At 33.6% G+C, this 2,435-nt stretch carries 2 protein-coding genes; both read left to right on the top strand.

What is annotated here, in order from left to right; genetic code table 11:
* Positions 1-126 precede the first annotated feature (126 nt).
* Positions 127-732, top strand: a complete 606-nt coding sequence (locus tag ACFO5T_RS10855; protein WP_380034314.1) for a DUF6985 domain-containing protein — start codon at positions 127-129, stop codon at positions 730-732.
* Positions 733-1,240: 508 nt separating this feature from the next.
* Complete coding sequence (locus tag ACFO5T_RS10860) at positions 1,241-2,179, top strand: immunity protein Imm33 domain-containing protein (RefSeq protein WP_380034316.1); 939 nt, start codon at positions 1,241-1,243, stop codon at positions 2,177-2,179.
* Positions 2,180-2,435: the final 256 nt, after the last annotated feature.

Below are 2,435 nucleotides of genomic sequence, written 5' to 3' on the forward strand. Positions count from 1 at the left end.
CTATGCGCGGCGACAGATTCACAAATAAGTGTATATTTAAACAATCAATTAAAAAACAAAAAACAGGCACACCAGCAAAATGCCGCACTCGCTTTATGTAGTGGCCTGTTGGCAACAAGCTGAAAAATGAGAACGATAAACAGCAAAATTATAGGGGAATTAAAACAAAACGACCAATTTGAGGATTGGTGGGAAAGTGAACTCATTGAAATTCCGTTTTTTGATAACAAGAGAATGAAAATCACTTTTATGGACTTCATTCCTGAACGTGATACTGAATTTATTAAAGAAGCAGATAAAGCCTTAAAAACGTTTTTAAAAAAATCTGAATCTGATAGATTATTAATATCGAATCTCGCTTACGAAAACTGTATGGAATTTCTAAACGCAGTTGAATTTGATGAAGAAGACCAACCTCTTTGGGATATAAAAGACAAAAATCAAATTTGGAAATTTATTTATCCTCAAGATATTTATGTAACAAGAAGTCACGACAAATTTGAAATTATATATCTGAATTTAGCTTGTGAGTGTGAATGGGAACAAGAACACGGACTTCAACTTTTGTTTAAAGAAGGTGAAAAATTGACAAGAATAAGTGAACAAGATGGACATATAACGGAATCTGACTCTTATGAAAAACCTATTATTGAAAATAACGAGTTTAACCAATTGAACTTGAACGAAAACGAAAATAAAACAAAATCGGAATGGTGGAAATTTTGGAAATAAAGCCAGATTGCCAACACCGTATATAATTTATTGCTGGCTTCTTGCCTACTTACGAAAGTCCTCGCGGACTTTCTTGGTCGGTAATTATTTACTAAATTAGTTGCTTAAACCACGCAACAAACCATATACAAACACGTGGCGGCTGATTGCCCAAGGGCTCGCAGACCACGATAAAATAAGCTACACAAAAGGCAGTTGCATACTTGGTAATTACCGCAATCGTATGGCTACGCTTCAAAATCGGTTTAAGAGCGATTGTAAGAGCAAAAATCAAGGATTTGGCACAGATGGATCATAGAGCAAATCTCCTAGGATTTTAAAGCTCCCACCCTACTCAATCAGCCGCCACAGGCCACTACTCAAAAATGCCTAGGGCATACATCTTAAGTATAGAAAGCTCACACGTAGTTGCAACCAGCCACAACTATTACATAACGCGAATACGACATTTTTGAAAGCTCTATGCGCGGCGACAGATTCACNGCCTTAATTAGAGAAAAACCCAGAAATGATATTCAATAACAGAAAAAGAAAACAAGCAGTAAAAGACTTTTTTGAATATGTAGAATCTGAATTCTTAACTAATGAAGAAGATTCAGAAGTCATTAATGGAATAAAAAAACAACTTAAAAACGGATTTGAATTAATCGAAAATAATGAATGGGGAATCGCTTTTGAAAACCTCTCATCAGAATTAGTTGAACATTACATTATAGTTGACAGAAAGGGAAATGATTTAGTAAAAAAAGTAATTAAACTCTGTAAATTAAGTGAGAAATGGGAATTTGATTTAAGGAGAATAAATTCACTTGGTTATAAAATGGGAAGTTGGAAATTAACAGATTCAGAAAAATTAGCCAAAGAAAACAAATACACTTTTTACAAACCAAGTAGAGAAATATTAAAAAACCTGAAAATTGGTGATATTGTAAAACTCACATTTGAATTTGAATCATCTAATTCAGAACATCCAGGAGCAGAAAGAATGTGGGTTGAAATTACTGAAATTAATAAAGGAAAATTTAAAGGAACTTTGGATAATCATCCATTTTATCTTCACGAATTATATGCAGGAGACGAAATAGAATTTGAATATAAACATATAATTGACCACGATTTAGGATTATCTGAACCGAATCTTGTAGACAAATATTATGATAGGTGCTTTGCTACAAATAAAGTGTTGTATGAAAATGCACCCATCAATTATATTTATAGAGAGGAGCCAATGGAAAAGGATGAAGAAAGGGATTATATAGATACTGGTTGGAGAATATTATCAGGTGACGAATCTGATGAATATATGGAAGACGTAGAAAATATTAGTTTAGTCTCGATTGGTTCAGTTTTATCAAGAGATGATTCTTTCATTGACTTACTCGATTCTGAAATTGGTACAAGTTTTGAACGGAATGAAAATGGAATATTTGAAAAAATTAACGAATAATAACTAAGGCTAACACCGTATAAAATTAATTGCTAGTGCAGGCTTACTTACGAAAATCCTCGCGGATTTTCTATTCGGTTTGTATTTGCTAAATTAGGTGCTTAAAACACGCAACTAATCTTATACAACAACGTGGCGGCTGATTGCCCAAGGGCTCGCAGTTCACGATAAAATAAGCTTCACAAAAGGCAGTTGTATACTTGGTTATTACCGCAATCGTATGGCTACGCTTCAAAATAGGTTTAAGAGCGATTGT

Source organism: Dokdonia genika (genome assembly GCF_042652845.1).
Taxonomy (GTDB): domain Bacteria; phylum Bacteroidota; class Bacteroidia; order Flavobacteriales; family Flavobacteriaceae; genus Dokdonia; species Dokdonia donghaensis.